Origin of the sequence: Kitasatospora sp. NPDC004799 (genome assembly GCF_040609095.1) — a bacterium.
Lineage (GTDB): Bacteria > Actinomycetota > Actinomycetes > Streptomycetales > Streptomycetaceae > Kitasatospora.
In genome coordinates this window covers 1-22,998 of record NZ_JBEXJK010000094.1, presented here as the reverse complement: position 1 = coordinate 22,998, position 22,998 = coordinate 1, and the positions used below count along the sequence as shown (strand labels likewise).

Below are 22,998 nucleotides of genomic sequence, written 5' to 3'. Positions count from 1 at the left end.
GACCGAGCGAGCAGAGGGTGCCGCCGGCCAGGACGGCGGCGCTGGCGGCCAGCATCCGGGCGGCGGCCCGCGGCGGCAGCGCCTCGGCGAGGCGGCGGGCCAGCGGGGCGGCCAGGAACGGCAGCAGCAGCGGGACCCAGACGACGAGGATCATCGGCCGGGCGTCCCCTGGGCGTCCGGTCCCGGCCCGTCGGCTCGCGGAGAGTCGGCTCGCGGCCCGTCCGCTCCCGGTGCGACCGCACCCGCGGCGTCGGACCCGACGGCCCCCGGGGCGCCGTCGCCGAGCAGCTCGCGCAGCAGCCGCTCGTCCTCGGCGGAGAGGTCGGAGACGAACCGGGCCAGCACGGTGGAGCGGTCGGCCTCGCGGCCGAGCTCGGTGTGCATCCGGCGGGCGGCGAGCCCCGCGGTGTCCTGGACGGTCGGGGTGTAGGCGTAGGCCCGGCCGGCCCGGGTGCGCGCGACCGTCCCCTTGTCGAACAGCCGGGCCAGGATCGTCGCCACGGTGGTGCGGGCGAGCTCCCCGCCGAGCGCGGCCTGGACGTCCTGCGGCGTCATCGGCCGCCGGGCGGACCAGAGGGCAGCCAGTACCTCGGCCTCCAGCTCCCCGGCGGGCCGGCGGGCGGACGGTACGTCGGGCATGGCGGCGCGTCCTCCAAGTTTCGTCTACAGTCATGTAGACCGTCTACTGAACTGTAGACGGTCCGGGCGGTTCCCCGTTGCGAACCGCCCCCCAACGTACGGGAGGTCCGCCGGCCTTGCTCCAGTTCCCCGCCGCCCCGGCCGTTCACCTCGCGGTGAACCCGCTGGACGCGTCCTCACTGCTCGCCGCGTTCGGCGCGCTCGGCATCGCCGTGGTGCTGTTCGCCGAGACCGGCCTGCTGGTGGGCTTCTTCCTGCCCGGCGACTCGCTGCTGTTCACCGCCGGACTGCTCTGCGTGCCCGGCGCCGCCGGGGGCCCGCGGCTGGAGCTGTGGCAGGTGCTGCCGGCCGCCCTGGCGGGCGCGCTCGGCGGGGCCCAGGTCGGCTACCTGATCGGCCGGCGCGGCGGCCGGGCGCTGCTGGGGCGGACCCGGCGCAAGCGCCTGCTGGAGGGCGTCGAGCGGGCCGAGCGGCTGCTGGCCCGGTACGGCCACGGCAAGGCGATCGTGCTGGCCCGGTTCGTCCCGGTGGTCCGCACGGTGCTGAACCCGCTCTGCGGCGTGCTCGACGTGCCGGTCCGCACGTTCACCCGCTGGCAGGTGGTCGGCGGGGCGGTCTGGACGGTCGGCGTGGTGCTCGCCGGGTACGCGCTCGGATCGTCCGTACCCGGTATCGACGGATATCTGCTGCCGATCATCGGTCTGGTAGTAGTTGTCTCCGTGCTCCCCCTTGTTCTCGAACTGTTCCGCGCCCGTAAGGCGCGACGTCACGGAGGTGACGTGTGATGCCCTCCCGGGCGCTCGCCGTGTACGACGGCAGCGGTATCGACGGCGACCTGTACTCCCGGGTCAACGGCTGGGCGCAGGCGGCCCCGCACTGGCTGGACGAGCTGGTCAGGGTCTGGTCGGCGTTCGGCCTCGGGCTGTTCGCGGTCTTCATGCTGCTCGCCTGGTGGCGGGCGCGCGGCGCGGACTCGGCCGTGATGGCCAGGGTGCTGGCCTCGCCGGTGATCGTGGTGATCGCGTACGGCGTCAACTCGGTGCTCAAGGGCGCGGTCGAGGAACTCCGCCCGTGCGCGCAGATCCCCGGCAGCGTCTCGCTGGAGACCTGCCCGGGCACCGGCGACTGGTCCTTCCCGAGCAACCACTCGGTGATCGCCTTCGCCGCGGCCGCCTCGCTCTGGTTCGTCGACCGGCGGCTCGGCTGGGTCGCGGGCCTGTTCGCGGCGCTGATGGCCGCCTCCCGGGTCTGGGTCGGCGTGCACTACCCGCACGACGTGGCGGTGGGCGCTCTGGTCGGACTGCTGGCCGCGGTGGTGCTGGCGCCGCTCGCCGGACGCTGCGGGCCGCTGGTGGACCGGATGCGGGCGGGCGCGCTGCGGCCGCTGGTCGGGCCGGGGGACCGGCCGACGGCCGGCCACGGCCGCTCCGCGTACCGGGTGCAGCGGCACTGACCCGGGAGCCGCCGGCGGTCCTCGCGCGGACCGTCGCCGTTCCGTAGCCCGCCCGCCCCTTGTCCGGTTTCGGACGGCGGGTGGAGCATGTGAGCCGGGCGTGGGGCCTCCTCCGGGGGGGGTGCCCGCCCGGCTCAGTCGTGCTCGGGCGCGCGGGCGCCGGGCGTGCCAGCGGAGGGAGTGCCGAATGCCGTACCGACTCGACATCACGCAGGGGGACTGGCCGGGCGACCTGCTGCACAAGGGCGTCGAGGGGCTGCTGGCCGAGGCCATGGTGCTCACCCTCGCCACCGCGGGCCACGAGCACGGCCCGCACGCCAACCTGGCCTTCTTCGCGTACGACGACGACCTCGTCCTCTACTTCGTCAGCGAGCGCTCCACCCGGCACAGCCACCACCTGGCCGAGGAGGCCCGGGCCGCCGCCACCGTCTTCCTACCGCCGCCGGTCTTCGGCGAGCAGCTGCGCGGCCTCCAGCTGGCCGGCGGCGCGAGCGAGGCCTGGGGGCGGCAGGCCGAGGCGGCGCTGGCCGCCTACCAGGGGCGCTACCCGGCCTTCGCGCAGGACGAGGAGGTCCGGCGGCAGTTCCTCACCGGGGGCGGGGCGGCGGCGCTGTACCGGTTCCAGGTGGAGGAGCTGACGGCGGTGGACGAGCCGAACTTCGGGCGGCGCAACTACCTGCGGGCGCGGGTGGTGCGGTCGTAGTCCGCTTGAAGTTACCGACGGGTTGTCTGTACAACTTTTCAGGTGGTTCATCCGCGGGTCGGCATCCGGACGCCCCTCGGACACCTGGGCGCACCAGCCTGGCCGCATGAGAGTCATCGTCGTAGGAGCGGGCGTGCTGGGCACCATGCACGCCTGGCAGGCCGTCGAGCGCGGCCACGAGGTCGTCCACCTGGAACGCGAGACCGAGGCGCGCGGCGCCTCGGTGCGCAACTTCGGCCTGGTCTGGGTCAGCGGCCGGGCGCAGGGCGAGGAACTGGACACCGCGCTGCGGGCCCGCGAACTGTGGGAGTCCATCGGCGCCCGCGTCCCGGACCTCGGCTTCCGGGCCAACGGCTCGCTCACCGCGATCCGCACCGAGGCCGAACTCGCCGTCGCCGAGCAGGCCCTGGCCCTGCCGGACGCCGAGGCCCGCGGCTACCGGCTGCTCGACCCCGACGAGACCCGCGCCGCCAACCCGGCCCTGCGCGGAAAGCTGCTCGGCGCCCTGTGGTGCGGGCGCGACGCCGCCGTCGAGCCCCGCACCGCCCAGCCCGCGCTGCGCCGGTACCTGGAGTCCACCGGCCGGTACACCTTCCTGCCCGGGCGCGAGGTGCGCGAGGTGGTCGGCGAGCACGCCGTCCGCGACGACCACGGCGACGTCCACACCGGCGACCTGGTGGTCCTCTGCACCGGCGCCTGGCTCGGCGGCCTGGTCCGCGAACTCGCCCCCGCCCTGCCGGTCCGCCGGGTCCGGCTCCAGATGATGCAGACCGACCCGCTCGGCGAGACCCTGACCACCTCGGTCGCCGACGGCGACAGCTTCCGCTACTACCCCGCCTTCGCCGGCACCGCCCTGGACCGGCTGCGCGAGACCCAGCCGCAGCCGCCGGTCGCCGCCGAGCACAGGATGCAGTTGCTGATGGTCCAGCGCCGCGACGGCGGCCTGACCATCGGCGACACCCACGAGTACGACCAGCCGTTCGGCTTCGACGTCGTCGAGGACCCGTACGACCACCTGGTGGGCGTCGTCGAGGACCTGCTCGGCCGCCCGATGCCGCGGATCCGCCGCCGCTGGGCCGGGGTGTACGCGCAGTGCGTCGACTCCACCCGGGTCGTCCACCGCGAGCGCGTGCGCGACGGCGTCTGGCTGGTCACCGGCCCGGGCGGCCGCGGCATGACCTGCTCGCCGGCCATCGCCGAGACCACCGCCGAACTCGCCAACCTGTAAGGGACGTTGCTGTGACCATCGACATCCGCCTGGTCGTGCTCGACATGGCCGGCACCACCGTGGCCGACGACGGCCTGGTCGAACAGGCCTTCACCGCGGCCGCCGCGGCGCTCGGCGTCGACACCGCCGGCCCGGAGTTCGACCCGATGCTGGCCCACGTCCGGGCCACCATGGGCGAGTCCAAGATCTCCGTCTTCCGGCACCTGTTCGGCGCGGAGGAGAAGGCCCAGCGGGCCAACGCCGCCTTCGAGGCCGCCTACCACGACCTGGTCGACGCCGGCCACTGCGCCGCCCTGCCCGGCGCCGCCGAGGCCATCGCCGAACTGCGCGGCCAGGGCCGCAAGGTGGTCCTCACCACCGGTTTCTCCCGGGCCACCCAGGACCGCATCCTGGACGCCCTCGGCTGGCAGTCCGTCGCCGACCTGACCCTCTGCCCCGCCGAGGCCGGCCGCGGCCGCCCGTACCCGGACCTCGCGCTCACCGCCCTGCTGCGCACCGGCACCGAGTCCGTCCGCCAGATCGCCGTGGCCGGCGACACCGGCTACGACATGCTGACCGGCACCCGGGCCGGCGCCTCCGTCGTCGCCGGCGTCCTCACCGGCGCCCACGACGAGGCCCGCCTCCGCGCCGACGGCGCCACCCACGTCCTCGGCTCGATCGCCGAACTGCCCGCCCTGCTGGGCTGACGCCCCCTCGCCGCCCCGCGCCTCGCGCCCGGGGCGGCAGGCGTCGCTCAGAGGAACAGGGCGAGTGCGGTGAAGACGAGGCCGACCGTGAGGAGAACGAGGCCCTGGGGCCGGCTCCGGTCCTCGTCGCGGACGAGTGCGCCGAAGGCGGCCAATCCGACGAGGGGGTAGGGGATCGCGACCATCAGGGCCAGGCCGAGACGGCTTTGGACGAGCAGGAAGCACAGCAGCCAGGGAACCGAGACCGCCGTCGCCGCCGTGGCGAGCGGCAGTCCGTCGAGCCGGCGAATCCGCTCGCGCCAGGGGCCGGCCGGGCGTGGCGTCCGACGCGGCTTGCCGCTGTCGTGGGCGAACCAGAACACGAACAGGGCGATGCCCGCGTTGATGCCGATCGCACTCCACAGGGAGGCCGGGGAATCGGCCTCCCCGGGCAGCTTGGGAGCGACCCGCCCGGCCGGGTCCATCCGGACGGTGACGTGGTCGCCGGGGCTGAAGCGCCGTCTGTCCGGCGCCAAGGGCCCGCCGGGGACCTCCGCGCCCTCCGCGGAGAGGACGTATGTCCGCTTCGTGCCGCGGACCGACTTGTCGAGGTGCTCGGCGACGACCACCGCCTGCACGTCCCGCCCCGAACCCAGCACGTGGTTGTGCCAGGCGTCGGCGCCTGCGCCGGTGCCGATGAGGAGGGCGAAGAAGACGATGAGCAGCCCGCCCCAGCCGGTCGTGGAGTCGGGGCCGTTCCCCGGCGCTCCGAGCTTCGCGAGACCGACGCCCGCCGCGACCATGTACAGCACGCCCAAGCCGAAGGCCGGGAAGGTGCCGACGTACGCGAACGCGAGGACGATGCCGATGAACAGGAAGGTCAGGACGGCGGTCAGGACGGCGGCACGGCCCAGTCGGCGGGGGTTGCTTCCTGCCTCCGGGACGGACTGGTCGAGTGTCACCCGAAGGCCCTCCGGATGTTGTCCTGCCGCTCGGGAGGCAGGGCGTTCCGTGATTCGTCGAGCGGCGGGTAGAAGGAGATCCCGCTGATCGCGGCGCCGACCAGCACCGACCAGCCCTCCCAGTAGTCCGGGTGCTGGGTGCTGAAGACGACGGCGAGCACGTGGGGGCTCCACGGGTGCGCGAACAGGGCCTCCAACTGGCGGACGTCGGCGACACCTGATCCCGGCAGGCCGTAGGTCGTCCCGGACACGGGCACGGCCAGGTCGCGGACGGTCACGGCGGCCCGGCCGAGCGGGAAGTCGAGGACATCGACGTCGGCGTCCGGCCAGGCGGCCGCGAGCTCCCGGGCGACGCGCTGGGGGTAGCCGCCCGGGGAGTCCTGCTCCTGCTCGCGCAGGAACAGGCTGAACACGCCCTGGACGATCCGGCCCTCCTCGGTCTCCACCAGGCAGTTGGAGACGTGGACCGCCCCCTCGCGCAGCTGCGCCTGGAGGGCGAGCTCGGCGGAGACGGCGATGCCGAGCTTCTGCTCCGGCGAGGCGTCGGTGAGCGTGTCGAGTCCGTCCACGATCCGGCTCATGCGGTCGCCCGGATCCTCGGACAGGTCGATCTCGGTGAACCCCTCGGGCAGGGAGAGCCAGATCGACGGGGCGGTCGTGTCAGTCATGGCCGACTCCCCACACGCCGGTGACGACCGCACTGCCGCCGCCCAGGAGCGCCGGCAGGATCCGACCCTTTCCGCTGCCGCCGATGGCGCCGCCGGCGCCGTTGAGCGCGGTGCCGCCGCCCGTGGTGTAGTTGATCGCGGCGCTCAGCCCCGGGCTCGGATTGTCGGTGAAGAGGCCAGCGGCGGTGGGGGCCGTCAGCGCGACACCGCTGGCCGCCTGCACGCCGTCGGAGACGTTCATCGCGGCGGCCTTGGAGAGCCCGAGCTTCATGGCGGGCTTCTCGATCGCGTTGGTGAAGATCGGGTTGGCCGGATCGATCGCCCTGGCGGCGGTGCGGATCTCCTTGGCGCTGGCGCTCACGGCTTTGACCCCGCCTTCTGCGGCGCGGGCACCCCGGAACGCGGTGATCCCGCCCTTGACGAGGGCTCCGCCGGGGAGGGCTCCGAGGAGGTCGCCGGCCAGCGTGAGGTCGTTGCCGAGGTTCGCCATGCTGGTGGGCATCAGCCCCTTGATGCCGTACTGCTTCGCGTGCAGGCCCGCCGCGCCGACGCTCAACAGGATGGCGGGCAGTGCGAACGCCGGGCAGAAGATGGCTGCCACGCCGCAGATGCCCGAGGCCACCGTCAGCAGGTCGGCGCCGTGCTTGCTGAACCAATCGCCGATCTTGCTGAGCATGCCCGGCTCCGGCGGGGCCTTGCTGTCGGCGGCCTTGCGGACGGCCTCGGAGGTCTTCTGGGCGTCGGACTTGTGGGTGCCGGCGAGTTCGTGGGCCTGCTTCTGGAGGCCGGCCAGCTCGTTCGAGGCGCTGGTGAGCAGGTTGGCGGCCGAGTCCAGGTGGCTCTTCGCCTTGGTGTAGCGCTGTTCGGCGGCGGCGAGGGCGGCGTCGTCGGAGAAGTAGCGGCCGGCCAGTTGGAGGTCGGGGGCGGCGGCCGCGGCGCTGTGGGCCTTCTCCGCCTCGTCCTTCTTCTTCTTGGCGGCGACCGCGGAGGCGGCCAACTCGGCGGCCTTGGGCTGGTGTTCGGTCAGCGCCTTGTACCAGACGTCGAGCGCCGTGTAGGCGGCGGTGATCGAGTCGGAGGCGTCCTGGAGGTAGCCGGGCAGCTTGCCGAACTGCTTGGCGAACTGCTTGGCCGCCTCGCCCGTCCACTGGCCCTCGTTGTTGGAGATCTGGGCGAGCGTGGTGTGCACGCCGCTCAGGTGCTGGCCCACCCGGCGCAGGCTGTTGCTGAGCGCGGTGACGGCGGCGGAGTCGCCGGGGGTGGGGTTGAAGCCGAGGCCGGACCAGTCCGGCGCGGGGGCGGTCACGACTGCCCCGCCGGGGCGAGGACCTTGACGATGCTCTGCTCGGTGCCGTCGTAGTTCTTCCGCACCTGCTCCAGGCCCTCGTCCAGGGCCTTCACGCACTCGCGGACCTTCTTCAGGCCGAACTGCCACTTGTCCTTGAAGTGGCCGCAGGACTCGTCCAGGAAGTCGAAGCCGGTGCCGGTGTGGCCGGCCGCCTCGAAGGCCTTGAGGCCCTGTTCGAGCTCGTCGCCGCAGCCTTTGAGGTCCTGGGCCAACTTGGCGAGGAATTCGACACTGACTTTGAAGTCGGACACTTTCGCCCCCCGATGCGTCTTTTGTCGGACCGGGCGAGCATAGCCCCAAGCGGTACCCCGATGATCGCCGGTGCGGGGGTCGGGGGGAGGATGTTTGCGGGACCTTTACGGGCCGTCGACGCGTTCTTGACGCCGGCGGCCCGGTCTTGAGGCGTACACGGACGATGCGGTGCCGGCGGCGCCGGCGGTGTCAGCGGCGCCAGAAGCCGCGCCTTCGCCGGGTGACGAGCTGCACCACGGCCGTGACGAACAGTTCGGCGACCGGGGAGGGCCCCGGGCCGTGGTTGAGGTGGTTCTCGGCGGTCCATTCGCCGAGGACGGTGCCGGGGCTGCCGTCGAGGGGGCTGACGGCGTGCTCCAGGGTCACGTAGCGGACGGCCCTGGCGCCCTTGGGCTGGACGGCGGCGACGAAGTGGGCCTCGGTGGCGCCGACCGGGGTGGGCAGGGTGACCAGCAGCATGTGGTGGCCGTCGACCGACAGGTGGCGGCAGTCGAGGCCGTGGCCGGGCAGCCGGTCCTCGGGCGGCAGGGTGCCGCCGAGGTCGTCCCAGATCTGGGTGACGACGGGCAGCAGGCTGCCGCCGTCCGGGGTCGGGGTGGCCACGCGCGGGCCGAACTCCAGCACCTGGCGGGCGAGCTCGCGGTGGACGAAGCGGTAGTGATGGGGCCGGGGGTCCGTCATGGTGGACACCGTAGCGAAGCATCCGGGGCGGGTGGTCGGCGACTCCGACATCCCGCCCCGGCAAGGGAGTTGACGACTACGGCCAGAATTGACGAACCGTCAGGAATGGCCGCCCTTGAGGTTGAGCACGACCACCCCGACGATCACCAGCGCGATGCCCAGCCACTGCAGCCGCCCGAGCGGCTCGCCGAAGGCGACCGCGCCGATCCCGGCGACCGCCGCGGTGCCGGCCCCGGACCAGACCGCGTAGGCGACCGACACGGGTATGTGCTTGAGCGCGCGGCCGAGCAGCAGGAAGGACAGCGCGTAGCCGACGCCGACGCCGAGGCTCGGCCAGAGCCGGGTGAACCCCTCGGTGAGCTTGAGGCAGCTGGTGGCGCAGACCTCGCTGACGATGGCGAGCGCGAGCAGGAGATAGGGCATGTCAGGGTCGAACCGCGCCGGCGCCGGTGAGCTTCCCGAGCAGGGCGAGGTCGGCCTGTTCCAGGCTGGCGAGCAGGGTGATCCGCTCGCCCCGCGGCATCGGCACCGCGGTGGACGGCACGGCGAGCACCGCGCAGCCGGCCGCGGTGGCGGAGGCGACGCCGGTCGGGGTGTCCTCGACGGCGAGGCAGACGGCCGGGTCCAGGCCCAGCCGCTCGGCGGCGGCGAGGTACGGGTCGGGCGCGGGCTTGGTGTGCTCGGTGTCCTCGGCGGCCAGGGTGACGGCGAACCAGTCCCGGCCGATGGCGGACAGCACCAGGTCCACCACCTGGCGCGGCGAGGCGGAGACCAGCGCGGTGGGCACCCGGGCGTCGCGCAGCGCGGCCAGCAGGGCGAGCGCGCCGGGGCGCGGCACCGTCTCGGCGGCGACCTTGGCGGCGAAGGACTCGGACAGCCGCTCGGCGAGTTCGGCCTCGCCGAGGGCGGTGCCGCTGACCCGGTGCAGGTGGGCGGCGGTGTGCTCGACGGCCTGGCCGAGCACCTCGGGGGCGTCCTGCTCGGTGAGCGGGTGGCGCAGCTCCTCGGCGAGCTCGGCGGCGGTCTGCCACCACAGCTGCTCGGTGTCGACCAGGGTGCCGTCCATGTCGAACAGGACGGCGGCGGGCAGCGGGACGGATGCGGACGGGGCGGTGTCAGGCATGGCGGTACCTTCGGTGGTCCTTCGGCGGTTCTTCGGTGCTTCTCGGTGCTCTCGGTGGAGCGGGGACGTACGAGGCTCTCAGGCGGCGGTGCGGCGGTCCACCAGGACCGGACGCTCCGGCAGGGCGAGCGCGGCCCGCGCGCCGGCCGGCAGCGCGGCGGCGGCCTCGGTGGGCAGGTCGGCCTTGACCTCGGTGCCGTCGTCCAGGCGGACGGTGAGCCGGGTGACGGCCCCCAGGAAGGCGGCGGTGACCACCAGCGCGGGGCCGTCCTCGGCCGGGGTCAGGACGACGTTCTCCGGGCGGACCAGCACCTGGAGCTCGCCGTCGGCCGGGATCGCGCCGTCCACCGCGTGCCGGCGGCCGAGCACCTCGACGCCGTCCGAGGTGCGGGTGCACGGGATGCGGCTCATGGTGCCGACGAACTCGGCGACGAAGGCGGTGGCCGGCCGGCCGTACAGCTCGGACGGGGCGGCGCACTGCTCCAGCCGCCCGGCACGCAGCACCGCGACCCGGTCGGCCATCGACAGCGCCTCCTCCTGGTCGTGGGTGACGAACAGGGTGGTGATGCCCAGCTCCTGCTGGAGGCGGCGGATCTCCTCGCGCAGCTGGAGGCGGACCTTGGCGTCCAGCGCGGACAGCGGCTCGTCCAGCAGCAGGACGCGCGGCTGGAGGGCGAGCGCGCGGGCGAGCGCGATGCGCTGCTGCTGGCCGCCGGACATCTGGTGCGGGTAGTGCTCGGCGCGGTGCGGCAGGCCGACCAGCTCCAGCAGCTCCTGGGCCCGCTTGCGGCGCTCGGCCTTGCCGGTGCCGCGCATCCGCAGCCCGAAGGCGACGTTGTCCAGCGCGGTCAGATGCGGGAAGAGGCTGTAGGACTGGAACACCATGCCCGCGTCGCGCTTGTGCGCGGGGATCGCGGTGATGTCCCGGCCGTCGACCAGCACCTCGCCGGAGTCGTGCTGCTCGAAGCCGGCCAGGATGCGCAGCGCGGTGGTCTTGCCGCAGCCGGACGGGCCGAGCAGGGCGAGCAGCTCGCCGGGGTGGACGGTCAGGTCCAGGCCGTCGAGGGCGGTGGTGGTGCCGAACGCGCGGCGCAGGGAGCGGAATTCGACGGTGGCGCCGCCGGTGGAGAGCGGGGTGCCGGTGGTGGTGGCGGTGGCCGTGGTCATGACGGGGGACTCCGGGGGGTTTCAGGAGGTGGCGGTCTTGGCGCGGCGCTCGCGCCCGGCGGTGGCCAGCAGGAGCAGCAGCAGCCAGGTGAGCAGCAGGCTCAGGATGGAGACCGCGACCGACATGTGGGCCTGGCTGTTGCCGACCGAGTAGATCCAGACCGGGAAGGGCTGGTAGCCGAGGATCGAGGCGGAGGTGAACTCGCCGAGCACCAGGGCCAGGGTGAGGAAGGAGGCGTTCAGCAGGGCCCCGCGCAGGTTGGGCAGGACGACGGTGAACACCGCGCGCGGCCAGCTCGCGCCGCAGTTGCGGGCGGCCTCGACCAGGGTGCGCACGTCCATCGAGCGCAGGCCGGCGTCCAGGGCGCGGTAGGCGAGCGGCAGGGCCATCAGCACGTAGGCGATGACCAGCACCAGCGGGAAGTCCGGGTCCTGGACGAACACGAAGGTCTGGAAGAACGGGGTGTCCATCAGGTGGTCCGGGCCCCAGCGGAGCACGCCGATGAGGCCGGCCGTCAGGGCGACCGGCGGGACGACCAGCGGCAGGGTGCAGAGCACGTCGATGACCGGGCGCAGCTTCGGCGAGCCGAGCCGGACGGCGATCAGCGCCGGGACGAGCAGGAGCAGCAGCACCACGACGGTGACCACGGCGAGGCCGAGGGTCAGCCAGAGGCTGTCCAGGAAGCCGGGGGCGGAGAGCAGTCCGGTGTAGGCCTCGAAGGAGAGGCCCTTGGGGTCGTCGATCGAGAACCAGAAGGAGGCCGCGAGCGGGACGACGAAGTAGACGCCGGCGAGCAGCAGCACGGCGCCGCGCCACCAGCGCACGGTGCGACGGCCGGGGCGGGCGGGGGTGGTCAGCTGAGCCATCGGGCGCTCCGGCGCTGGAGGGGGAGGTACACGGCCATCACCAGGACGGCCACCACGATCATGTTGAGGCTGAGGGCGAGGGCGAGGTTGCCCTGGCCGACCAGCACGTTGCCGGAGAGCGCGTCCGCGATCGAGCGGCTGACCAGCGGGACGGTCGCGCCGACCATGGCGGCGGCGGTCGCGTACGCGGCGAAGGCGCTGCCGAAGAGCAGCACGAAGCCGCCGAGCAGGGAGGGCAGCAGGATCGGCAGCGCGACGTGCAGCCAGTACTGGAGGGTGGTGGCGCGGTTGTTCTGGGCCGCCTCGCGCCACTGGGTCCGCAGCCCGTCCAGGGCCGGGGTGATGGTGAGCACCATCAGCGGGACGAGGAAGTACAGGTACACGATCACCAGGCCGGTGAACGAGTACAGCGACCAGCCGTGGTCGGTGAGGTGCAGCAGCTTGGTGATCTCGCCGGCGTTGCCGAGGGTGGCGACGAACGCGAAGGCGAGCGGCAGGCCGCCGAAGTTGGCGAGCACGCCGGAGGCGGTGAGCACCGCCTGGCGGAGCCAGCCGTGCCGGGAGGTGACGACGGCCTGGGCGAGCGGCAGGCCGAGCACGGTGGCGAGCAGCGCGGTCAGCGCGGAGAGCTTGAGGCTGCTCAGCATGGCCGTCCGGTAGGCGCCCTGGACGGAGGCCGTCAGGTTGTCGAGGGTGAACTGCCCGGCGCCGGTCTCCGCGTCGCCGGAGGTGGTGAAGGCGCCGATCACGATGGCGACGGTGGGCAGCCCGAAGCCGATCAGGAAGAACAGCAGCAGCGGTACGGCGGCCAGCCAGGACGCGCCGCCGAGGCGGGCGAGCGGGCGGCGCCGCGGGGCGGGCGCGGTGGTGGTGGGGGAGGTCGTGGCGGTGGCGGCCGCCCCCGCGCCGCCACCGGTGGCGGTGGCGGCGGGGGTGGTCGGCACCGGGGTGGGAGCCGTGGTCATGAGTGCTTCTCAGCCCGTTCGAGTAGTGCTGACGGTCCGTCAGCCCGCGATCGCCTTGGTCCAGTTCTCGGTGACGACCTTCTTGGCCGCGTTGATCTGGTCCACGGTCGGGAAGGTGGTGAACGGCTTCTCGACGGGCGGGAGCTTGGCGGCGGCCGCGGCGTCCAGGCTGCCGTCCTTCTTCAGCGCCTCGAAGGTGGACGGGGTGGCGTAGCCGCCGAGGAAGAGGTTCTGGCCCTCGGTGCTGAACAGGTACTCCTGCCACAGGCGGGCGGCCGCCGGGTGCGGGGCCCACTTGTTGACGCCCTGGTTGTAGAACTGGGCGTAGGAGCCGTCGGACGGGATGGAGACCTTCCAGTCGACGCCCTTCTCCTTGAACTCGTCGGTGTAGCCGGCGTTCAGGTAGGACCAGTCGATCGAGATCGGGGTCTCGCCCTTCTCGATGGTGGCCGGGGTCGACTCGACCGGGTTGAAGTTGCCGGACTGCTTCAGCTTGCCGAAGAAGTCGATGCCGGGCTGGACGTTGTCCAGCGAGCCGCCGTTGGCGAGCGCGGCCGCGTAGACGCCGCCGAAGGCGGAGCCGGACTTGGTCGGGTTGCCGTTGAGGGCGACCTGGCCCTTGTACTCCGGCTTGAGCAGGTCGGCGAAGGTCTTCGGGCAGTTGGCGATCTTCTTGGCGTCGCAGCCGATGGAGATGTAGCCGCCGTAGTCGTTGACGGCGGCGCCGTTCGCGTCCTTCATGGTGTCCGGCACCTTGTCGAAGGTGGCCACCTTGTAGGGGGCGAGGATGCCGTCCTTGACCGCCTGGAGGGCGAAGGCGCTGCCCAGGTCGACCACGTCGGGGGCGCGGTCCTGGCCCTTGCGGGAGTTGATCGCGTTGATCTCGTCCTGGCTGGAGCCGTCCGGGTTCTCCTCCTCGACCTCGAGGCCGTACTTCGCCTTGAAGCCGTCGATGATCTTGCCGTAGTTCGCCCAGTCCCGGGGCAGCGTGATGACGTGCAGCTTGCCCTCCTTCTTGGCGGCGGCGACCAGGCCGTCCATGCCGCCGAAGTCGGCGGCGGAGGTGGCCGTCTTGGCGTCCTTGGCGCCGGACTTGGCGGCGTCGCCGGACGTGGCGCTCGAACCCGCGGAGCCGCAGGCGGTGAGGGAGAGCGCGGCGGCGGTCAGGACGGCCGCGAAGGCTGCGGCGCGGGCGCGGTGCACGGTCACGGGGAAGTCTCCTGTTGAGGGGGCGTACGGCGAGGGGCGTTCGCGGGGGGTTCCGCGGGCTTGCGTCTCGCGAAGGGCGGCGGACCGGCCGGGGTGAGCGATCGATCGACGCCGTCCGAGTTGACTAGCCAACTTCGCTGACAGCAGTAAGTACGCCGGAGGCCGGTGACGGGAAGGTGAACGGACGGCCCAGAACCGGGGTCGGGTGCGGGAACGGTGGAATCCGGCCATCGGAGCGTGATCCTTTCGGTGGGATGCTTCGAGGGCGCAGCGGGATAAGGTCGGGCTGTCCGCGCCGGTACGGCTGCGCAGGACACCGCCCCAGGAGGGACATTGACTGACGTGGCAACTGGGCCCCAGCACCCCGAGGAGGGGAGTCGGGCCGCCGCGGACGGCCCGGCCGAGCGCCCCGGCGCGCTGTACCGGAGGGTGGCCGCCGACCTGCGCGAGGCGATCACCGCCGGCGCGTTCGGCGAGGCCGGCCGGCTGCCCGCCGAGGGCGCGCTGGCCGAGCAGTACGGCGTCTCCCGCGGCACCGTCCGCCAGGCGCTCGCCGTGCTGCGCTCCGACGGACTGGTCACCTCCCGCCGCGGCACCCGCCGGGTGGTGCTCGGCGGCGCCCGGGTGCAGAGCTTCTCCGAACTGCTCAGCTTCACGCACTGGGCGTACTCGATGGGCGAGGAGCCCGGCGGCATCCTGGACTCGCTGGTGCGCCGCCCGGCCGACGCCGCCGAGCGCGAGCAGCTGCGCCTGGAAGCGGGCGCGGAGGTGTACGTCATCGTCCGGCTGCGGACGCTGTCCGGCACGCCGGTGATGGTCGAGCGCACCGTCTACCCGCCGCGGGTCGGCGAGATCGTCGCCGAGCTGCCGCCGGACGTGGTCTCGCACACCGAGGTGCTGCGCGAGCACGGCATCCTGTTCACCGACGCCGACCACACGATCGACATCGTCCCGGCCAACGCCGAGGACGCCCGGCTGCTCGGCTGCCGCCGGGGCGGTCCGCTGCTGCGCGAGCGGCGCCGCACGACCGACCCGACGGGCACGCCGGTGGAGTGGTCCCAGGACCGCTACCTGCCCGGGACGGTGGCGTTCAGCGTGCACAACTCCCTGGCCACCTCGGCACTTTCGCGGCACGCGCGGGAGATGGACTGAGCCCTCCGCCCCTGCCCGGGGGCCTCACCGCATGAGCGCGGCGAGCAGCGGGCGGTAGTGCGCGAAGCCCGGCGTGGGGGCGCCGGCCACCTTGGCCCGCTCGTCCCAGCGCCGCACCGCCACCGCGTCGCGGGCGCCCGGGAGTTCGGCGAAGGCGGCGGCCCGGCGCTCGTCCATCGGGCCGCCCTGCACGCCCAGCGTGTACTCGGAGGCCGCGGAGAGCCGCTCCCGGTACCCGGGCTCGACCGCGCACAGGTAGCGCTTGGCGGCCACGTGCAGCCGGACCGGCTCGGTGACCTCCGGCCCGAACCACCGGGCCAGCCAGTCGGCCCCCGAGTCGCTGTGCCGGTTGTCCTGACCCTCCATCAGTTCACGGCCGTGGGCGGACTCCTGGCCGTTCCCGTCGAGGAAGTGCCCGACGTCGTGCAGCAGCGCGGCGGCCACCAGGTGGTCCGGCGCCCCGGCGGCCTCGGCGGCAGCGGCGGCCTGGAGCATGTGCTCGGCCATGGTGACCTCCTCGCCCAGGTACTCCCCGGCGCCCGCGCCGGCGAACAGGGCGGCGATCGCGTCCAGGGCGGCGGCGCGCCGGTGCAGCACGGCGAGGGTGCTGTGCAGGGCGTCGAGGTCCGCGTAGCAGCCCTGGAGGTGGCGGCGGCCGTCCGGCTGGAACGCCGTCCGGGCGTGCAGCAGGCGGGTGTTGTCGAAGACCAGGCAGTCGCCGGGGCCGAGGCGGAAGGTGAGCCGGAGCTCGGGGCGCAGGGTGATCGCGGCGAAGCGGCGGTAGGCGGCGTAGAAGGCGGTCAGGTCGTGCGGGTCGTCCGCCCGGACGGTGCCGATCGAGCGGTTGTTGAACCTGACCTCGCGGATCCGGCCCCGCGGGTCCAGGTCGATCAGCGGGCGGTCGGCGCGCAGCTCGGTGCGGCGGTCGCGGAAGACGAACGGGACGGGCGTGCGGGTGAGGACCTCGAACGCCTCCGGCGCCTCCGCCCGGAGGAGCGCCGCGGCCTTGAACCCGTCCACCAGCCCGGAGTCGCCGCCGGTCGCCGAGTTCTCCAGGCAGTGCAGCAGCTGGAGGGTCGGCACCGGGTCCCGGTACGGGTTGTCGGTGTGCGGGGCGATGGCGGCGCTGGTGAAGGCGAGGTTGTTCGGGTCCGGCTCGATCCGGACGTCGAACAGCTCCCCGTAGTTGGTGACCCGGACGTACCCGAAGCTCTCCGCCACCGCCAGCACCTGCCGGTCCACGGCGGGCACCCCGCGCAGCACGGCGAAGCCGGTGGTCCGTACGGCGTCCAGCACCGCGGCGCGCTCGGTCGGGTCGGCCAGGTAGGCGTCCCACGGTGCCTCGGGGAGGCCGGGCGAGAGGTCCGCCGCCGTCCAGAGCCGCTTGCCCCGCTCGGTGCGCCCGTCGTCCTCGTCCGCCCGGTCGAGCCACTCCAGCGGGTAGCGGGAGCGGTGCCCGTCCGACCAGAGCACCTCCAGGTGTCCGTCGGCCTCGGTGCTCCCGGCGACCGCCAGGCCGTCCGGCAGGTCGTCGATCTGGAACAGCTTCTGCCCGTTGCGCGGGTCCCGGCACTCGGCGCACGGGCAGTTGTCGCGCAGCCAGTACGGCGGCAGCTCGGTCATCGGTCTCCTCCTCGGCGGCACTACGGCTGTCGTGCGGGTCAAGTTGTATAGCCAACTTTCCTTGGTGGGGAGCCTGCCTGCCTCCGGTGAGTTCCGCGTGCCGGGCGGGTGAACGCTGCGGGAACTGTGCCGGCGGACGGCTCCGGCCGAGCGGCTCCGGCGGGCTTCCGGTCGGTGGCTCCGGGTGGGGCCCGCGGCGGGCTGTTCGGGTGAGGGGAGCGGGGCGCGGGGCGTTTCGGGACGGGCCGGGGGTGGGGCTGCGGCACTGTCGGAGGAATTCCTCCTGCTTCGAGAGGCGATCGGCCATGGCCCATTCCTCCTCCAATCCACCCGGCTCGGGGCACACCGCGCTGCGGCGCGAGGTCGGCGTCATCGGACTGCTCTGGGCCTCGGTCGGGGCGATCATCGGCTCCGGCTGGCTGTTCGGGGCGCAGAAGGCGGCGGTCGCGGCCGGCCCGGCGGCGCTGCTGTCCTGGGGCATCGGCGCGCTGGCGATCGTCCTGCTGGCGCTGGTGCACGCCGAACTCGGCGGGCTGTTCCCGGTGGCGGGCGGTACCGCGCGCTACCCGCACTACGCCTTCGGCGGGTTCGCCGGGATGTCCTTCGGCTGGTTCACCTGGCTGCAGGCCGCGACCATCGCGCCGATCGAGGTGCAGGCGATGATCAACTACGCCCGGCACTGGACCTGGGCGCGCGGCCTGCTGCACGACGACCTGACCCTCACCGGCACCGGCTTCGTGGTCGCCGCCGTGCTGCTCGGGCTGTTCGTCGCGGTCAACTTCCTCGGCGTGCGGCTGCTCGCGCACACCAACAGCGTGGCCACCGTGTGGAAGGTCGCCGTCCCGGTGCTGACCATCTTCGCGCTCGGCGTCACCGAGTTCCACGGCTCCAACTTCGACGTGCACGGCTTCGCGCCGGACGGTGCCAAGGGCGTGCTCACCGCGATCAGCAGCAGCGGGGTGATCTTCGCGCTGCTCGGCTTCGAGCAGGCCATCCAGTGGGCGGGGGAGAGCCGCAACCCGCGCCGGGACATCCCGCGCGCGGTGCTCGGCTCGGTGGTGATCGGCACGATCGTCTACGTGATGCTCCAGGTGGTGTTCATCGGCGCGCTGCCGCCGGAGACCTTCGCCCAGGGCTGGGGCTCGCTGGACTACCCCGGGATCAGCGGGCCGTTCGCCGGCCTGGCGACCCTGATCGGCCTGGGCTGGCTGGCCACCCTGCTGTTCATCGACGCGGTCATCTCCCCGGCCGGCACCGGGCTGGTCTACATCACCTCCAGCTCCCGGGTCACCTACGGGCTGAGCCGCAACGGCTACGCGCCGCAGACGCTGCAGTCCACCGACAAGCGCGCGGTGCCCTGGCTCGGCCTGCTCATCGCCTGGGCGGCCGGGGTGATCTGCTTCCTGCCGTTCCCGAGCTGGCAGCGGCTGGTCGGCTTCATCACCTCGGCGGTGGTGCTGATGTACGCGGGCGCCCCGCTGGCCTTCGGGGTGCTGCGCAAGCGGCTGCCGAGGATGGAGCGCTCGTACCACCTGCCCGGCGGCTCGGTGGTCTCGCCGCTGGCCTTCGTGGTGGCCAGCCTGGTCATCTACTGGTCCGGCTGGGACACCCTGTGGCGGCTCGGCCTGGCGATCGTGATCGGCTACCTGCTGCTCGGCGGGTACTCCTGGTACGCGCGCGCGAAGCGGATGCCGAACGCGCCCCGGATGGACTTCCGGGCCGGGCAGTGGCTGCCGGTCTACCTGCTCGGGATGGGCCTGATCTCCTGGCAGGGCACCTTCGGCGGCGGGCAGGGGAACCTGCCGCTCTGGTGGGACATCGCCGTCGTGGTGCTGTTCTCGCTGGTCGTCTACTACTGGGCGCTGGCGATCGCGCTGCCGGCCGAGGAGATCGAGCGGAACATCCGCGGCGTCGAGGTGGTGGACACCAACGGGCACTGAGGCCCGGTGCGGCCGCGGCCCCCGGAGGAGGGTCCTCCGGGGGCCGCTTCGTGTGCGGGGTCGGGCCCGCTTCGTGCGTGGGGTCAGGCTCCGACGGTCGCGCCCCAGGCGGCCTCGGCGGCGGCCAGCGCGGGCGCCGGGTCGGCCGAGGTGGCGGCGGCGAGGCCGGTGAGGCAGGCCTGGACGGTGTCCAGCGCGGCCGCCTGCCCGTAGTGGTTGACCCGCAGCATCGAGCCGGCCAGCGCGCCGCCGCCCGGCTGGACCGGCAGGGCCGGGTCGAGGCGGGCGGCGAGGGCGGTCGCGTCGACGCCGTCCGGGGTGCGCAGGGTGGTGGCCACCGGGGCCGCGTGGGCGTCCTCGACGACGTACGGCGCCAGGGTGCCGAGCGCGCGGACGCCGGCCCGGGTGGCGGCGGAGGCGGCGCGGTGGCGGGCGATCACCGCGGGCAGGCCGTCGGCGGCGATCCGGTCCAGGCAGGCGCCGAGCGCGAGCATCTCCAACTGGGCCGGGGCGTGCGGCAGTACGGCGCGGCCGGCGTCGGTCCAGCGCTCCTTCCAGTCGAGCAGCGAGAGGTAGGAGCGGCGCGGGGCGGCCGGGTTGGCGGCGATCCGCTCCCAGGCGCGCTCGGAGACGGACACGGCGGAGACTCCGGCCGGGCCGCCCATCGCCTTCTGGCCGCCGATGACGCACAGGTCGACGCCCCACTCGTCGGTGAGCAGCGGCTCGGCGGCGACGGAGGCGACCGCGTCGAGCATCAGCAGCGCGCCGTGCTCGCGGACCGCGGCGCCGATCCCGGCGACCGGGTTGGTGTTGCCGGTGGCGGCCTCGGCGTGCACCAGGGAGACGAAGTCGATCTCCGGGGCGGCCTCCAGCGCCTCGGCCACCTGCTCGGCGCTCACCGCGCTGTCGAAGGGCACGGCCAGGTCGACGACCTTCGCCCCGCAGGAGCGCAGCCAGTTGCCGAAGGTCTGCCCGTACGGGCCGGTGACGATGTTGAGCGCGGTCGAGCCGGGGTGGGCGGCGCCGCGGATGGCGGCCTCCAGCGGGAGGAGCGCCTCGCCCTGGGTGACGATCACGTCGGCCTCGGTGTGCAGCAGCGCGGCCACCTGGTCCTCGATCGCCGCGAACTCGGCGGCGCTGAGCGGGGGCAGGTCGAGGAAGGGACTCACGTCTTTATCGCCTTTCGCGGGGGTGCGCGGGGTGCGCGGAGGTGCGCGGGGGTCTTTCGCGGGGGTGGGGTGCCGGAAACGAGTCTGCCGCATCGTGACTGCTTACAGGCAACCCGCCCGTCGGTAGAGTGCGGCCATGAGCGATGGCGCGGTGCTGCACGTGCGGGGTCGGGTGCTGGTCGGCCCGGAGGACGTCCGGGACGAACTCTGGGTGGTGGACGGCCGGGTGAGCTTCACCCGCCCGCCGACCGCCGGGGACGTGCGGACGGTGACCGGCTGGGTGCTGCCCGGCCTGGTGGACGCGCACTGCCACGTCGGCCTGGACGCGCACGGCGCGGTGGACGCCGAGACCAGCGAGAAGCAGGCGCTCACCGACCGGGACGCCGGCACCCTGCTGATCCGCGACGCCGGCTCGGCCGCCGACACCCGGTGGATCGACGAGCGCGAGGACCTGCCCCGGATCATCCGGGCCGGGCGGCACATCGCCCGCACCCGGCGTTACATCCGCAACTACGCGCACGAGATCGAGCCCGGCGACCTGGCCGCCTACGTCCGGGCCGAGGCCCGGCGCGGCGACGGCTGGGTGAAGCTGGTCGGCGACTGGATCGACCGCGAGCGCGGCGACCTCGCCGCCTGCTGGCCCGGCGACGCGCTGGCCGAGGCGATCGCGGCGGCGCACGAGGAGGGCGCCCGGGTCACCGCGCACTGCTTCTCCGCCGAGTCGCTGCCGGACCTGCTGGCGGCCGGGATCGACTGCGTCGAGCACGCCACCGGGCTGACCGAGGAGCTGATCCCGGTCTTCGCCGAGCGCGGGGTGGCGATCGTGCCGACCCTGGTGAACATCGCCACCTTCCCGGACCTCGCGGCCGGTGGCGAGGCCAAGTTCCCGGCCTGGTCGGCGCACATGCGGCGGCTGCACGAGCGCCGCTACGACACCGTGGGCGCCGCGCACGACGCCGGCATCCCGGTGTTCGTCGGGACGGACGCGGGCGGCTCGCTGGCGCACGGGCTGGTCGCGGACGAGGTGGCGGAGCTGGTGAAGGCGGGGCTGAGCCCGGCCGAGGCGCTGTGGGCGGCGAGCTGGGGGGCGCGCGCGTGGCTCGGGCGGCCGGGGCTGGAGGAGGGCGCGCCGGCGGACTTCGTGGTGTACGCGCAGGACCCGCGGGCGGACGTCCGGGTGCTCGCGGACCCGCGGCTGGTGGTGCTGCGGGGGCGGCCGGTCGGATAGTCGCGCCGGGGGTGCCGGAGGGTTCGCGGCCGGCTCCCGAGCGGTTTCCCGATCGGTTCCCGGCCCGCTTCCCGACCCGCTTCCCGACCTGCGTCGATGCCCGCGTCCCGACCTGCGTCGATCACATGATCATCCGCAGAAAGCCCTGTCGGTGTAGGCCGATAGGGTGGCGACCATGGCACCGCGTCCACTGAACGAGATCGTCGAGCCCGGTTGGGCCACCGCCCTGGAACCCGTCGCCGGACGGGTCGCCGCGATGGGCGACTTCCTGCGCGCCGAACTGGCCGCAGGCCGTACCTACCTGCCCTCCGGCCCGAACGTGCTGCGGGCCTTCCAGCAGCCCTTCGCCGACGTGCGGGTGCTGATCGTCGGGCAGGACCCGTACCCGACCCCCGGCCACGCCGTCGGGCTCAGCTTCTCGGTGGCGCCCGAGGTGCGCCCGATCCCGGCGAGCCTGATCAACATCTACCGGGAGTACGGCACCGACCTGGGCCTGCCGCAGCCGTCCAACGGGGACCTCACCCCGTGGACGAACCAGGGCGTGCTGCTGCTCAACCGGGTGCTCACCGTCCAGCCGCGCAAGAGCGGCCAGCACCGGGGCAAGGGCTGGGAGGCGGTCACCGAGCAGGCGATCCGGGCGCTGGTGGCGCGCGGCGGCCCGCTGGTGGCGATCCTGTGGGGGAGCGACGCCCGCAACCTGCGCCCGCTGCTGGGCAACGTCCCGTCGGTGGAGTCGGTCCACCCCAGCCCGATGTCGGCCGACCGCGGCTTCTTCGGCTCTCGGCCGTTCAGCCGGGCCAACGAGCTGCTGGTGAGGCAGGGGGCGCAGCCGGTGGACTGGCGGCTCCCGTAGCAGAGGTGGGTCAGCGCAGAACGCCAATCTCACTCCAACGAGTGAAATGACTTTCTGTGTTACTCATGTGACTGATTGTTCGAGAAGACTGGCGGCTCATCGTTTCATCTGTGTGGGGGTATCGCCATGTCTTCTCGCCGAATCGTTTCCGCCGCCGCGGCCACCGCCGTGGTGGCGAGCTCGCTGCTCACCGCCGCTCCCGTCCGGGCCGCCGAGCCCGCCCCGGCCTCGCCCGGTAAGGCGTCGCCCGGCAAGGCGCGCGCCGTCACGGCCGAACTCGACCTGGACGTCAGCCTGTTGAACAAGGCGGTGGACGTCCCGGTGAACATCGCGCTGAACAAGGTGGAGTCGCCGGCCCAGCGCGACAGCTCGATCCTGACGGCCACGGTGGCCGGGGTCGACCAGACCGGTCCGGTCGAGCTGGTCAAGGCCGACATCGGCAAGTCGGTCACCCGTGTCGACGCCAAGGGCGCCGCCGCCTCCGTCAAGCTGGTCAACGCCGACGTGCACGCCCCCGGCCTGCCCGCCACCGCGCTGCTCGGCCTGGAGGCGATGAGCGCCGAGGCGACCTGTCCGGTCGACGGGCAGCCGACCGCCGACGTGGTCGCGCCGGTCAAGCTCAGCGTGCTCGGCAAGCCGGTCACCGTCGGGCTGTACGGGCCGACCAAGGTGGACGTGCCGCTGATCGGCAACGTCTCGGTGGAGTTCTCCAAGAAGACCGTCACCACGACCACCGCCGCCGCCTCGGCCCTGGAGGTGCAGGTGGAGGTGAACCCGCTCAACCTGAACGTCGCCAAGGTCACCGGGAAGATCACCGTGGCCTCGGTGAGCTGCGAGAAGCCCTCGGGGCCGCCGGCCACCCCGTCCGGCGCGGCCACCCAGACCACCCCGGGCGCAGCGCCCACCAGCGCGCCCGCCGCCCAGCCGGCCGCCGACACCACCGCCTCGCGCACCGCCGTCCCGCAGGGCGCGGTGGAGAAGGGAGAGAAGGGGGAGAAGCTGGCCGCCACCGGCGGCAGCAGCGCGTCGGTGAATTGGCCGCATTCGTGTGCTTTGATCCCCGGAACAGGCGAATCGCCCGGGAGCCCGCCACGGGGAGTGGC

23 protein-coding genes and 1 pseudogene are annotated in these 22,998 nt (G+C 73.6%); 10 read left to right on the top strand and 14 right to left on the bottom strand.

Features of this window, described 5'->3' with window-relative positions; genetic code table 11:
• Positions 1–282: 282 nt before the first annotated feature.
• Positions 283–639 (bottom strand): annotated as a pseudogene (locus ABZW03_RS14990) (BlaI/MecI/CopY family transcriptional regulator); the annotation flags it as partial.
• A 116-nt stretch (positions 640–755) separates the two neighbouring features.
• On the opposite strand from ABZW03_RS14990, the gene ABZW03_RS14985 reads away from it, so the two are divergent.
• The 5 genes from ABZW03_RS14985 to ABZW03_RS14965 all read left to right on the top strand — a co-directional run bounded on the left by ABZW03_RS14985 (position 756) and on the right by ABZW03_RS14965 (position 4,709).
• Positions 756–1,424, top strand: coding sequence for a DedA family protein (locus tag ABZW03_RS14985; RefSeq protein WP_355257003.1), 669 nt, complete (start codon positions 756–758; stop codon positions 1,422–1,424).
• Positions 1,424–2,092 carry a phosphatase PAP2 family protein gene (locus tag ABZW03_RS14980; RefSeq protein WP_355257000.1) on the top strand — a complete coding sequence of 223 codons (669 nt, stop codon included), beginning with the start codon at positions 1,424–1,426 and terminating at the stop codon, positions 2,090–2,092. The genes ABZW03_RS14985 and ABZW03_RS14980 overlap by 1 nt, the downstream gene beginning before the upstream one ends.
• A gap of 187 nt (positions 2,093–2,279) precedes the next feature.
• Complete coding sequence (locus ABZW03_RS14975; RefSeq protein WP_355256998.1) at positions 2,280–2,795, top strand: pyridoxamine 5'-phosphate oxidase family protein; 516 nt, start codon at positions 2,280–2,282, stop codon at positions 2,793–2,795.
• 106 nt (positions 2,796–2,901) lie between these two features.
• Entirely contained in the window at positions 2,902–4,023 is a 1,122-nt protein-coding gene (locus ABZW03_RS14970; RefSeq protein ID WP_355256995.1) for a TIGR03364 family FAD-dependent oxidoreductase, read from the top strand.
• An 11-nt stretch (positions 4,024–4,034) separates the two neighbouring features.
• On the top strand, positions 4,035–4,709 hold the full coding sequence (locus ABZW03_RS14965) for a phosphonatase-like hydrolase (protein ID WP_355256992.1): 675 nt from the start codon (positions 4,035–4,037) through the stop codon (positions 4,707–4,709).
• Positions 4,710–4,756: 47 nt separating this feature from the next.
• Here the strand turns inward: ABZW03_RS14965 and ABZW03_RS14960 are convergent, their stop codons facing one another.
• The 11 genes from ABZW03_RS14960 to ABZW03_RS14910 all read right to left on the bottom strand — a co-directional run bounded on the left by ABZW03_RS14960 (position 4,757) and on the right by ABZW03_RS14910 (position 13,930).
• Entirely contained in the window at positions 4,757–5,650 is an 894-nt protein-coding gene (locus ABZW03_RS14960) for a hypothetical protein (protein ID WP_355256990.1), read from the bottom strand.
• Positions 5,647–6,318 (bottom strand): hypothetical protein, encoded by a 672-nt coding sequence (locus ABZW03_RS14955; protein ID WP_355256987.1) that lies wholly within the window; start codon positions 6,316–6,318, stop codon positions 5,647–5,649. The genes ABZW03_RS14960 and ABZW03_RS14955 overlap by 4 nt, the downstream gene beginning before the upstream one ends.
• Positions 6,311–7,624: a putative T7SS-secreted protein gene (locus ABZW03_RS14950; protein ID WP_355256984.1), complete on the bottom strand. Its 1,314-nt coding sequence runs from the start codon at positions 7,622–7,624 to the stop codon at positions 6,311–6,313. Before ABZW03_RS14950 ends, ABZW03_RS14955 begins: the two co-directional genes overlap by 8 nt.
• Positions 7,621–7,917 carry a hypothetical protein gene (locus tag ABZW03_RS14945; protein WP_355256981.1) on the bottom strand — a complete coding sequence of 99 codons (297 nt, stop codon included), beginning with the start codon at positions 7,915–7,917 and terminating at the stop codon, positions 7,621–7,623. The genes ABZW03_RS14950 and ABZW03_RS14945 overlap by 4 nt, the downstream gene beginning before the upstream one ends.
• Positions 7,918–8,107: 190 nt before the next feature.
• On the bottom strand, positions 8,108–8,599 hold the full coding sequence (locus ABZW03_RS14940) for a hypothetical protein (RefSeq protein ID WP_355256978.1): 492 nt from the start codon (positions 8,597–8,599) through the stop codon (positions 8,108–8,110).
• Between the two features lie 99 nt (positions 8,600–8,698).
• Positions 8,699–9,022, bottom strand: a complete 324-nt coding sequence (locus ABZW03_RS14935) for a multidrug efflux SMR transporter (RefSeq protein WP_355256975.1) — start codon at positions 9,020–9,022, stop codon at positions 8,699–8,701.
• Between the two features lies 1 nt (position 9,023).
• Positions 9,024–9,722, bottom strand: a complete 699-nt coding sequence (locus tag ABZW03_RS14930; protein WP_355256973.1) for an HAD family phosphatase — start codon at positions 9,720–9,722, stop codon at positions 9,024–9,026.
• Positions 9,723–9,800: 78 nt separating this feature from the next.
• Complete coding sequence (locus ABZW03_RS14925; protein ID WP_355256970.1) at positions 9,801–10,889, bottom strand: ABC transporter ATP-binding protein; 1,089 nt, start codon at positions 10,887–10,889, stop codon at positions 9,801–9,803.
• Between the two features lie 21 nt (positions 10,890–10,910).
• Entirely contained in the window at positions 10,911–11,756 is an 846-nt protein-coding gene (locus ABZW03_RS14920; protein WP_355256967.1) for an ABC transporter permease subunit, read from the bottom strand.
• Positions 11,744–12,721 carry an ABC transporter permease subunit gene (locus ABZW03_RS14915; protein WP_355256964.1) on the bottom strand — a complete coding sequence of 326 codons (978 nt, stop codon included), beginning with the start codon at positions 12,719–12,721 and terminating at the stop codon, positions 11,744–11,746. The genes ABZW03_RS14920 and ABZW03_RS14915 overlap by 13 nt, the downstream gene beginning before the upstream one ends.
• Before the next feature lie 39 nt (positions 12,722–12,760).
• Positions 12,761–13,930 carry an ABC transporter substrate-binding protein gene (locus ABZW03_RS14910; protein WP_355256961.1) on the bottom strand — a complete coding sequence of 390 codons (1,170 nt, stop codon included), beginning with the start codon at positions 13,928–13,930 and terminating at the stop codon, positions 12,761–12,763.
• Positions 13,931–14,272: 342 nt separating this feature from the next.
• Between ABZW03_RS14910 and ABZW03_RS14905 the strand changes: the two genes are divergently transcribed.
• Positions 14,273–15,082 (top strand): GntR family transcriptional regulator, encoded by an 810-nt coding sequence (locus tag ABZW03_RS14905; RefSeq protein WP_355256958.1) that lies wholly within the window; start codon positions 14,273–14,275, stop codon positions 15,080–15,082.
• 24 nt (positions 15,083–15,106) lie between these two features.
• Here ABZW03_RS14905 and ABZW03_RS14900 read toward each other — a convergent pair whose 3' ends face one another.
• Positions 15,107–16,705: a TauD/TfdA family dioxygenase gene (locus ABZW03_RS14900; RefSeq protein ID WP_355256955.1), complete on the bottom strand. Its 1,599-nt coding sequence runs from the start codon at positions 16,703–16,705 to the stop codon at positions 15,107–15,109.
• Between the two features lie 305 nt (positions 16,706–17,010).
• Between ABZW03_RS14900 and ABZW03_RS14895 the strand changes: the two genes are divergently transcribed.
• Positions 17,011–18,645: an APC family permease gene (locus ABZW03_RS14895; RefSeq protein WP_355256952.1), complete on the top strand. Its 1,635-nt coding sequence runs from the start codon at positions 17,011–17,013 to the stop codon at positions 18,643–18,645.
• An 83-nt stretch (positions 18,646–18,728) separates the two neighbouring features.
• Here the strand turns inward: ABZW03_RS14895 and ABZW03_RS14890 are convergent, their stop codons facing one another.
• On the bottom strand, positions 18,729–19,814 hold the full coding sequence (locus tag ABZW03_RS14890; RefSeq protein ID WP_355256949.1) for an aminotransferase class V-fold PLP-dependent enzyme: 1,086 nt from the start codon (positions 19,812–19,814) through the stop codon (positions 18,729–18,731).
• A gap of 136 nt (positions 19,815–19,950) precedes the next feature.
• On the opposite strand from ABZW03_RS14890, the gene ABZW03_RS14885 reads away from it, so the two are divergent.
• From ABZW03_RS14885 to ABZW03_RS14875, 3 genes are all read left to right on the top strand, one after another.
• Positions 19,951–21,042, top strand: coding sequence for an amidohydrolase family protein (locus ABZW03_RS14885; RefSeq protein WP_355256946.1), 1,092 nt, complete (start codon positions 19,951–19,953; stop codon positions 21,040–21,042).
• Between the two features lie 175 nt (positions 21,043–21,217).
• Positions 21,218–21,895: a uracil-DNA glycosylase gene (locus ABZW03_RS14880; protein ID WP_355256943.1), complete on the top strand. Its 678-nt coding sequence runs from the start codon at positions 21,218–21,220 to the stop codon at positions 21,893–21,895.
• Positions 21,896–22,021: 126 nt separating this feature from the next.
• Positions 22,022–22,998, top strand: a 977-nt coding sequence (locus ABZW03_RS14875; RefSeq protein ID WP_355256940.1) for an SCO1860 family LAETG-anchored protein, incomplete at its 3' end; no start/stop codon positions are given.

What these genes read in the sequence shown, in the direction of transcription:
- ABZW03_RS14900 (WP_355256955.1), bottom strand. Translation starts at nt 16,705, where the DNA reads ATGACCGAGCTGCCGCCGTACTGGCTGCGCGACAACTGCCCGTGCGCC.
- ABZW03_RS14920 (WP_355256967.1), bottom strand. Translation starts at nt 11,756, where the DNA reads ATGGCTCAGCTGACCACCCCCGCCCGCCCCGGCCGTCGCACCGTGCGC.
- ABZW03_RS14895 (WP_355256952.1), top strand. Translation starts at nt 17,011, where the DNA reads ATGGCCCATTCCTCCTCCAATCCACCCGGCTCGGGGCACACCGCGCTG.
- ABZW03_RS14975 (WP_355256998.1), top strand. Translation starts at nt 2,280, where the DNA reads ATGCCGTACCGACTCGACATCACGCAGGGGGACTGGCCGGGCGACCTG.
- ABZW03_RS14880 (WP_355256943.1), top strand. Translation starts at nt 21,218, where the DNA reads ATGGCACCGCGTCCACTGAACGAGATCGTCGAGCCCGGTTGGGCCACC.
- ABZW03_RS14970 (WP_355256995.1), top strand. Translation starts at nt 2,902, where the DNA reads ATGAGAGTCATCGTCGTAGGAGCGGGCGTGCTGGGCACCATGCACGCC.
- ABZW03_RS14915 (WP_355256964.1), bottom strand. Translation starts at nt 12,721, where the DNA reads ATGACCACGGCTCCCACCCCGGTGCCGACCACCCCCGCCGCCACCGCC.
- ABZW03_RS14980 (WP_355257000.1), top strand. Translation starts at nt 1,424, where the DNA reads ATGCCCTCCCGGGCGCTCGCCGTGTACGACGGCAGCGGTATCGACGGC.
- ABZW03_RS14935 (WP_355256975.1), bottom strand. Translation starts at nt 9,022, where the DNA reads ATGCCCTATCTCCTGCTCGCGCTCGCCATCGTCAGCGAGGTCTGCGCC.
- ABZW03_RS14930 (WP_355256973.1), bottom strand. Translation starts at nt 9,722, where the DNA reads ATGCCTGACACCGCCCCGTCCGCATCCGTCCCGCTGCCCGCCGCCGTC.
- ABZW03_RS14885 (WP_355256946.1), top strand. Translation starts at nt 19,951, where the DNA reads ATGAGCGATGGCGCGGTGCTGCACGTGCGGGGTCGGGTGCTGGTCGGC.
- ABZW03_RS14925 (WP_355256970.1), bottom strand. Translation starts at nt 10,889, where the DNA reads ATGACCACGGCCACCGCCACCACCACCGGCACCCCGCTCTCCACCGGC.
- ABZW03_RS14955 (WP_355256987.1), bottom strand. Translation starts at nt 6,318, where the DNA reads ATGACTGACACGACCGCCCCGTCGATCTGGCTCTCCCTGCCCGAGGGG.
- ABZW03_RS14940 (WP_355256978.1), bottom strand. Translation starts at nt 8,599, where the DNA reads ATGACGGACCCCCGGCCCCATCACTACCGCTTCGTCCACCGCGAGCTC.